Genomic DNA, 8,052 nt, shown 5'->3' with positions numbered 1-8,052 from the left:
GCCCCGCCCCGTCCCCACCGGACCGCAGCACCCCGAGCATCTCCCGCAACTCCGTCAACGCCTGCCGACCCATGTCCCCCACCAACGCGGCGTTCTTCACCGCCTTCTCCGGATCCTTCCGCGCCACCGCCTGCAACGCCGCCGCATGCACCACCATCAGACTCACCCGATGCGCCACCACGTCGTGCATCTCCCGCGCGATCCGCGTCCGCTCCTCACCCCGCGCCCACTCGGCCCGCTCCTCCGCCCGCTCCGCCAGCAACTGAAGCTCCCGCTCCAGACTGTCCGCCCGCTCCCGCAGACTCTCCATCAACCGCCGCCGCGCCCCCACGTACAACCCCAGCAGCACCGGCGGCGCGGTGAGCCCCAACGACGTCGTCACCGACGCGAACGGAACGAACCAGTCCCCCAGGTCCAGCTCCCCCCGCACCATGTCCTGCCGCACCCGGACCAACGTCACGATGAACGTCCCCACCAACGACATCCCCGCCAACGACGCGATGATCCGCCGCGGCAGCTCCGACGCCGCCAGCGTGTACAGCCCCACCAGACCCATCAGGAAACCCATCTGGGCCGGCGTGATCGCGATCACCACCAGCACCACGGCGACCGGCCAGTGCCGCCGCACCAGCAGCACCGAACCCACCAGCAACCCGAACACCACACCCACGGCCACCGGGATCCCCGCGTCCCGCGCGAACGGAACCCCCTCCAGCCCGCACTCCAGCGCGGACACCGCCGCGAGCCCCACATCCAGCACGGCACTGCGCCGCCTGCCCCACCACCACGGCCCTCCCCGGGCCGTCACATGGTCTTCCCCCGTCGTGGTCATGCCTCCCACCCTACGGGCGCCCGGTGCACGTTTTCCGGGGAGTTTCCCCGACTTCCCCTCACCACATTCCGTGACCGTCCGGACGCGCTACGCCCCGAAATCCCTCGAACTGTCGAACCGCACACCGTTCGAACCCGGAAGGGCACATTCCGCCCGGACGGTATGCGTATGACACACGCACCGGGCAAGTACGCCGACTTCGACGGACTGCGGGACCAGGCGGTGGTGCTGCGGCGGGCGGGGCTGAGCCGACGCCAGATCCGCGACCGGCTCCACGTGGACAACAACGACATCCTCAACCGCCTCCTCCAGGGCGAACCGGCCCCCGAGTGGACGAAGCGCCCGAACGCCAAGGACGACCTGCGGGAGAGGGCACGGGAACTCCGCCTCCAGGGGTGGACCTACGACCAGATCCAGGTGGAGCTGGGCTGCTCCAAGAGTTCGATCTCCCTGTGGGTACGGGACCTGCCGAAGCCGGAACGGAAACGAAGCCGCGAGGAGGCTTCGGCGATCGCGAAACGGGGCTGGGAGGCCACACTCCGGCTGCGCGAGGAGGAGCGGCAGCGGACCAGACGGCGGGCCATGGGCGAAGTGGGCACCCTGACGGACCGCGAACTCTTCGTGCTCGGCGTGGGTCTCTACTGGGCCGAAGGCGCGAAGAGCAAGCCCTACAGCCGTCGCGAGCGCATCACCTTCGTCAACAGCGATCCGGACATGATCACGGTCTTCCTGGCGTGGCTCGATCTACTCGAAGCAGACTCGGCGGACTTCAGGTTCGCGGTACAGATCCACGAGACAGCCGACGTGGCGGCCGCCGAGAGATTCTGGGCCGATCACGTGGGCATCAGCACGACCGACCTCATGAAGACCACGCTCAAGAAGCACAACCCGCGCACCAACCGGAAGAACACCGCCGACGAGTACCACGGCTGCCTTCGCATCGACGTGAGGAAGGGAGCCGACCTGTACCGTCGCATCGAGGGCTGGTGGTGCGGCATAGTAGGTGCGGCACGCGAAGCCGATCTCCGAAATCGGTCATAGCGGACATACCATCCCGGATCGTCTAAGGGTAGGACAAACGGTTTTGGTCCGTTGAATGAGGGTTCGAATCCTTCTCCGGGAGCACACAGCAGCACCATCCTCCGTTCGGGTCCTGACCGGCCAACCCCCGGTCGGGGCCCGCACTCATCTCCCCCCACCGCCACCCCGGTATCCTGCGGATGTCCCCTCCCCCTTACAGCCGAAGGGCATCCTTGTGAGCGCCAATCGCCCGGCAGCCGTCGTCGTTCTCGCAGCGGGTGAGGGCACCCGCATGAAGTCGGCGACCCCGAAGGTCCTGCACGACCTCTGCGGCCGTTCCCTGGTGGGTCATGTGCTGGCCGCCTCCGCCGAGCTGGAGCCGGAGAACCTGGTCGTCGTCGTGGGGCACGCGCGTGAGCAGGTGGCCGCGCACCTCGCCGGCATCGCTCCCGGCGTCCGTACGGCGGTGCAGGCGGAGCAGAACGGGACCGGGCACGCGGTGCGGATGGGTCTTGAGGAGCTGGGCGGTTCCGTGGACGGGACCGTGGTGGTGGTCTGTGGTGACACTCCGCTGCTGACCGGTGAGACGTTGCGCCGGCTGTCGGCCACGCATTCCGCGGACGGGAACGCGGTGACGGTGCTGACGGCCGAGGTGCCGGATGCGACGGGGTACGGGCGGATCGTGCGGGACGAGGTGTCCGGGGCCGTGACGGCGATCGTGGAGCACAAGGACGCGTCCGAGGGGCAGCGGTCGATCCGGGAGATCAATTCGGGTGTGTTCGCGTTCGACGGCCGGTTGCTGGCGGAGGCACTGAAGCGGGTGCGGACGGACAACAGTCAGGGTGAGGAGTACCTGACCGATGTGCTCGGCATTCTGCGTGAGGCGGGGCATCGGGTGGGTGCGTCGGTGGCGGGGGATCACCGGGAGATCGCGGGGATCAACAACCGGGTGCAGTTGTCCGAGGCGCGGCGGGTTCTCAACGACCGGTTGCTGACGGCCGCGATGCTCTCCGGGGTGACGGTGGTGGATCCCGCGACGACGTGGGTGGATGTGTCGGTGACGTTCGAGCGGGATGTGGTGGTGCATCCGGGGACGCAGTTGCACGGGTCGACGCATCTGGCGGAGGGCTGTGAGGTGGGTCCGAACGCCCGGTTGACGGACACGCGGGTGGGTGCCGGGGCGCGGGTGGACAACACGGTGGCGTCGGGCGCCGAGGTCGGGCCGGAGGCGTCGGTGGGGCCGTACGCGTATCTGCGTCCGGGGACGCGGCTGGGTCGCGGGGGGAAGATCGGTACGTACGTGGAGACGAAGAACGCGTCGATCGGTGAGGGGTCGAAGGTTCCGCATCTGTCGTATGTGGGGGATGCGACGATCGGTGATTTCTCGAACATCGGTGCGGCGAGCGTGTTCGTGAACTACGACGGGCAGGACAAACATCACACGACGGTCGGGTCGCACTGCCGGACGGGTTCGGACAACATGTTTGTGGCGCCGGTCACGGTCGGGGACGGTGCCTATACCGCCGCGGGTTCTGTGATCACGAAGGATGTGCCGCCCGGTTCGCTGGCCGTGGCCCGCGGTCAGCAGCGGAATATCGAGGGCTGGGTGGCCCGTAAGCGTCCGGGGAGTGCCGCCGCGAGGGCGGCGGAGGAGGCTGTCCGGGGGTCGGCCGAGGAGGGTTGACCGGAAAGCGGTGCGCCGGAGTCGTCGTATCGTGATAAATGCACATCCGCACCCCATCAGGTGAGATGGCCTCCGGCATGCCGTCCGGGAGGTCCTCGCCTTCGAGCCGCGAGTTTCTGCGACACCTCTGAGGAGATAGTGCTGTGACCGGGATCAAGACGACCGGCCAGAAGAAGATGATGTTCTTCTCCGGCCGGGCCCACCCCGAGCTTGCCGAGGAGGTCGCCCGCCTGCTGGGTGTGGGGGTCGTTCCGACCAAGGCCTTCGACTTCGCCAACGGCGAGATCTATGTGCGGTACGAGGAGTCGGCCCGTGGTGCCGACTGTTTCCTGATCCAGAGCCACACGGCTCCGATCAACAAGTGGATCATGGAGCAGCTGATCATGATCGACGCGCTGAAGCGCGCGTCGGCGAGGTCGATCACCGTGATCGTGCCGTTCTACGGTTACGCGCGGCAGGACAAGAAGCACCGTGGGCGTGAGCCGATCTCGGCGCGTCTGATCGCGGATCTGATGAAGACCGCGGGGGCGACCCGGGTGCTGACGGTGGATCTGCACACGGACCAGATCCAGGGCTTCTTCGACGGTCCGGTGGACCACCTGTTCGCGCTGCCGCTGCTGGCGGACTACGTGGGTGCGAAGGTGGACCGGGAGAAGCTGACGGTGGTGTCGCCGGACGCGGGCCGGGTGCGGGTGGCGGACCGGTGGTGCGACCGGCTGGGTGCGCCGCTGGCGATCGTGCACAAGCGGCGGGACAAGGACGTGGCGAACCAGGTCACGGTCCACGAGGTGGTCGGTGAGGTCAAGGGCCGGGTGTGTGTCCTGGTCGACGACATGATCGACACGGGTGGCACGATCTGTGCCGCGGCGGACGCGTTGTTCGCGCACGGTGCGGAGGACGTGATCGTGACGGCGACGCACGGTGTGCTGTCGGGTCCGGCGGCGGACCGGCTGAAGAACTCGCGGGTGAGTGAGTTCGTGTTCACGGACACGCTGCCGACTCCGGGTGAGCTGAGTGCCGATCTGGACAAGCTGACGGTGCTGTCGATCGCGCCGACGATCGCGAGTGCGGTGCGTGAGGTGTTCGAGGACGGTTCGGTGACGAGCCTGTTCGACGAGCAGTAAGGGTTCTGCGCGGGGTTCCCGCGCTCCCCGGTTGATCGTTTTGGGTACGGCCTCCCTGTCCGAGTAGACTGCTGCAGTTGCTCGGCGAGGGAGGCCGTACCGCTTCGTGAGGAGTGGGGTACGGCGGTCCGTAATCGACGCGCTCTTCGTAGCAGGCCGTTCGTGGCCGGGTGACTTTCCCCAAGCTCCACGGAGCGGGGGGTATCCCCAACGGTTTCTGACTTCGAGGAGTGGTGAGCATGTCCGAGGTGAAGATCCACGCGGAGACGCGGAGCGAGTTCGGCAAGGGTGCGGCGCGTCGTATCCGTCGTGACGGCAAGGTTCCGGGCGTGGTGTACGAGCACGGTCTGGAGCCGCTGCACCTGACCCTGCCGGGTCACGAGCTGCTGCTGGCGCTGCGTACGCCGAACGTGCTGATCGATCTGGTCATCGACGGTGAGGGCAGCCAGCTGGCGATCCCGAAGGCCGTGCAGCGTGACGCGATCAAGGGTTTCCTGGAGCACGTCGACCTGCTGATGGTGAAGCGCGGCGAGCGGGTCACCGTCGAGATCGTCGTGACCCCCGAGGGTGAGCTGGCTCCGGGCGGCAACCTGCTGGAGCACGTGATTCCGGCGCTGCCGATCGAGGCCGAGGCGACGAACATCCCGGACGGCGTGTCCGTTTCGGTGCAGGGCCTGGAGGCCGGTGCGGCGATCCTCGCCAAGGACCTGGTGCTGCCGGAGGGTGCGAAGCTGGCGGTGGACGGGGACACCGTGGTGCTGCAGGTGCTGGCCGCGCAGGCCGAGGAGGCCCCGGAGGGTGACGAGGACGAGGCCGCCCAGGCCTGATCCTTCTCGTAGTCTTCCTACGCGTCGGCCGCTGTTCCCGTGCGGGGGCAGCGGCCGACGTGTGTGCGGGACGTGGACGTGGACGAAGGAGGCAGGGACGTGACGACCGATGCGGCGGCCGTCTGGCTGATCGTGGGGCTGGGCAATCCGGGGCCGGAGTACGCCGGGAACCGGCACAACGTGGGGTTCATGGTGGCGGACCTGTTGGCGGAGCGGATCTCGGGCCGGTTCAAGCGGGCCGGGAAGGCGCAGGCGCAGGTGGTGGAGGGGCGGATCGGTCCGCCGGGTCCGGCCGGCCGGCGGGTGATCCTGGCGAAGCCCATGTCGTTCATGAATCTGTCGGGCGGGCCGGTGAACGCGTTGCGGGAGTTCTACAAGGTGCCGGTGGCGCGGGTGGTGGCGGTCCATGACGAGCTGGACATCGACTACGGGACGCTGCGGTTGAAGCTGGGGGGCGGGGACAACGGCCACAACGGGCTGAAGTCGATGACGAAGGCGTTCGGGCCGGACTACCACCGGGTGCGGTTCGGGATCGGGCGGCCGCCGGGGCGGATGCAGGTGGCGGACTACGTGCTGCGGGACTTCTCGTCGGTGGAGCGCAAGGAGCTGGACTACTGCGTGGACCGGGCGGCGGACGCGGTGGAGTGTCTGGTGCTGGAGGGTCTGGAGCGGGCGCAGGGGACGTACAACTCCTGAGGTGTGGCTCGTGGGGGGCGGGTTCCCCCACGGAGTTGACCGACCGCAAGGGCATGGCCAAAGATCTCGGCCATGCCTTCAGCCGTCTCGTCCTCCCGGGGTCCGTCCGCCGTGCTGCGCCTGGGCCGGTTCGCGGTGATGGGCGCGGTCACCGTGCTGATCCTGGTCGCGGGTGTGTGGGCGTCGTGGGGCACGGCGCAGTACGTGATGCTGACGAAGGGGCGGGAGCGGGGCGCGGTCGCGGTGGAGTCCTGCGGCGGGCGGGTCTGTGCGGGGCCGTACTCGCCGGTGTCGCCCGGTTCGCAGCCGCGGGCGGAGGTCGTGCTGGAGGACAACGCGGCCGTGGCGCAGGGGCGGACGTACGCCGTCGTCATGAAGCCGGGCGGCATCGAGGCGGTCCGTTCCGGTCCCGCCGGGGTCCTTTACGCGTGGGTGCCGTTGGGCGGGGCGCTGATGCTGGCGTCGGTGGTGGTCGCGGGCGGGTTGCTGCGGACGCGGGTGGCGTGGGCGATGGGGTGGTCGGGGGTGGCGCTGGTGACGGTGGCGTTCCTGGTGGTGTGAGGCCGCTCCCCCGGGGTCCGGGTGCGCGACGACGAAGGGTGCCCCCGGCCGGAGGACGGCTCGGGGGCACCCTTCGTCGTGTGCGGCTGCGTCGTGGGCCGCTTCGGGTCAGCCGGTGTTGCGCAGGCCCGCGGCGACGCCGTTGACGGTGAGGAGGAGGGCGCGGGCGAGCAGCGGGTCGGGCTCGGTGCCCGCGGCGGCGGCGTCGCGCTGGCGCTTGAGCAGGGCCACCTGGAGGTAGGAGATGGGGTCGAGGTAGGCGTCGCGGATGGTGAAGGTCTGCTTGAGGACCGGGTCGGCGTCGAGGAGTTCCTGTTCGCCGGTGACGCGCAGGACCTCGGTGACGGTGAGGTCGTGTTCGGCCTTGATGGCGTCGAAGACGTGCTTGAGCTCGTCGGGGACGAGGGTGTCGACGTAGTGCTGGGCGATGCGCAGGTCGGTCTTGGCGAGGGTCATCTCCACGTTGGAGATGAAGTTGCGGAAGAAGTGCCACTGCTGGTGCATCTCGTCGAGCACGGTGTCGAGGCCGGCCTCGCGCAGTGCCTTCAGGCCGGAGCCGACGCCGTACCAGCCGGGGACGATCTGGCGGGACTGGGTCCAGCCGAACACCCAGGGGATGGCGCGCAGTCCGTCGAGCGAGACGCCCGAGCCGGGGCGGCGGGAGGGCCGCGAGCCCAGGTGCAGGTCGGCGAGCTGGTCGACCGGGGTGGAGGCCAGGAAGTACGTCGGCAGGGCGGGGTCCTCGACGAGCCGGCGGTAGGCGGTGTGGGCGGCGTCGGAGACGACGTCCATGGCGGCGTCCCAGCGGGCGAGGGCCTCGTCGGACTGGCGGGGCGCGGTGTGCAGGGCGGACGCCTGGAGGGTGGCGGCCACCGTCAGCTCGAGGTTCTCCCTGGCCAGGGAGGGGATGAGGTACTTGTCGGAGATGACCTCGCCCTGTTCGGTGACCTTGATCTCGCCTTCGAGGGTGCCCCAGGGCTGGGCGAGGATGGCGTCGTGGGTGGGGCCGCCGCCGCGGCCGACGGTGCCGCCGCGGCCGTGGAAGAGGCGCAGGCGCACGCCGTAGCGGTGGGCGACGTCGCGCAGCCGGCGCTGGGCGCGGTGGATCTCCCACTGGCTGGTGGTGATGCCGCCGAACTTGGAGGAGTCGGAGTAGCCGAGCATGACTTCCTGGACGTCGTCCCGCAGCGCGACCAGGCGCCGGTAGGACGGGTCGGAGAGCATGTCCTCGAGGATGGTGTCGGCGGCCTTCAGCTCGTCCGTGGTCTCCAGCAGCGGGACGATGCCGATCTTCGCCCAGCCGGCGTG

At 69.2% G+C, this 8,052-nt stretch carries 8 protein-coding genes and 1 tRNA gene; 7 read left to right on the top strand and 2 right to left on the bottom strand.

The genetic code is table 11. The features are described 5' to 3' along the window. Nucleotides 1–832, bottom strand: an 832-nt coding sequence (locus AOK18_RS21690; protein WP_167738722.1) for a sensor histidine kinase, incomplete at its 3' end; no start/stop codon positions are given. A gap of 168 nt (nt 833–1,000) precedes the next feature. On the opposite strand from AOK18_RS21690, the gene AOK18_RS21685 reads away from it, so the two are divergent. The 7 genes from AOK18_RS21685 (at nt 1,001) to AOK18_RS21655 (ending at nt 6,744) form a co-directional block, all read left to right on the top strand. Further along, a complete protein-coding gene (locus tag AOK18_RS21685; protein ID WP_055695438.1) occupies nt 1,001–1,873 on the top strand; it encodes a hypothetical protein in 873 nt (290 codons plus the stop codon). 11 nt (nt 1,874–1,884) lie between these two features. Continuing rightward, nucleotides 1,885–1,955: transfer RNA gene (locus tag AOK18_RS21680), tRNA-Gln, on the top strand. 132 nt (nt 1,956–2,087) lie between these two features. Continuing rightward, complete coding sequence (gene glmU, locus AOK18_RS21675) at nt 2,088–3,536, top strand: bifunctional UDP-N-acetylglucosamine diphosphorylase/glucosamine-1-phosphate N-acetyltransferase GlmU (protein ID WP_055574418.1); 1,449 nt, start codon at nt 2,088–2,090, stop codon at nt 3,534–3,536. A gap of 143 nt (nt 3,537–3,679) precedes the next feature. Further along, nucleotides 3,680–4,660, top strand: a complete 981-nt coding sequence (locus AOK18_RS21670; RefSeq protein ID WP_055574417.1) for a ribose-phosphate diphosphokinase — start codon at nt 3,680–3,682, stop codon at nt 4,658–4,660. A gap of 239 nt (nt 4,661–4,899) precedes the next feature. Next, entirely contained in the window at nt 4,900–5,487 is a 588-nt protein-coding gene (locus tag AOK18_RS21665) for a 50S ribosomal protein L25/general stress protein Ctc (RefSeq protein WP_055574416.1), read from the top strand. 99 nt (nt 5,488–5,586) lie between these two features. After that, on the top strand, nt 5,587–6,183 hold the full coding sequence (gene pth / locus AOK18_RS21660; protein WP_055574415.1) for an aminoacyl-tRNA hydrolase: 597 nt from the start codon (nt 5,587–5,589) through the stop codon (nt 6,181–6,183). A gap of 72 nt (nt 6,184–6,255) precedes the next feature. Further along, nucleotides 6,256–6,744, top strand: coding sequence for a hypothetical protein (locus AOK18_RS21655; protein ID WP_055695437.1), 489 nt, complete (start codon nt 6,256–6,258; stop codon nt 6,742–6,744). Nucleotides 6,745–6,852: 108 nt separating this feature from the next. Here the strand turns inward: AOK18_RS21655 and AOK18_RS21650 are convergent. Beyond that, nucleotides 6,853–8,052: phosphoenolpyruvate carboxylase (locus AOK18_RS21650; RefSeq protein WP_157865141.1), on the bottom strand; the 1,200-nt coding region annotated here is incomplete at its 5' end.

The organism is Streptomyces prasinopilosus (genome assembly GCF_001419695.1).
Taxonomy (GTDB): domain Bacteria; phylum Actinomycetota; class Actinomycetes; order Streptomycetales; family Streptomycetaceae; genus Streptomyces; species Streptomyces prasinopilosus.
Note: the sequence above shows the minus strand (reverse complement) of the source record. Positions and strands in the feature narration are given on the sequence as shown.

Excerpts from the sequence above, each read along its gene's own strand:
- AOK18_RS21685 (WP_055695438.1), top strand. The coding sequence starts at position 1,001 with ATGACACACGCACCGGGCAAGTACGCCGACTTCGACGGACTGCGGGAC.
- AOK18_RS21665 (WP_055574416.1), top strand. The coding sequence starts at position 4,900 with ATGTCCGAGGTGAAGATCCACGCGGAGACGCGGAGCGAGTTCGGCAAG.
- AOK18_RS21655 (WP_055695437.1), top strand. The coding sequence starts at position 6,256 with ATGCCTTCAGCCGTCTCGTCCTCCCGGGGTCCGTCCGCCGTGCTGCGC.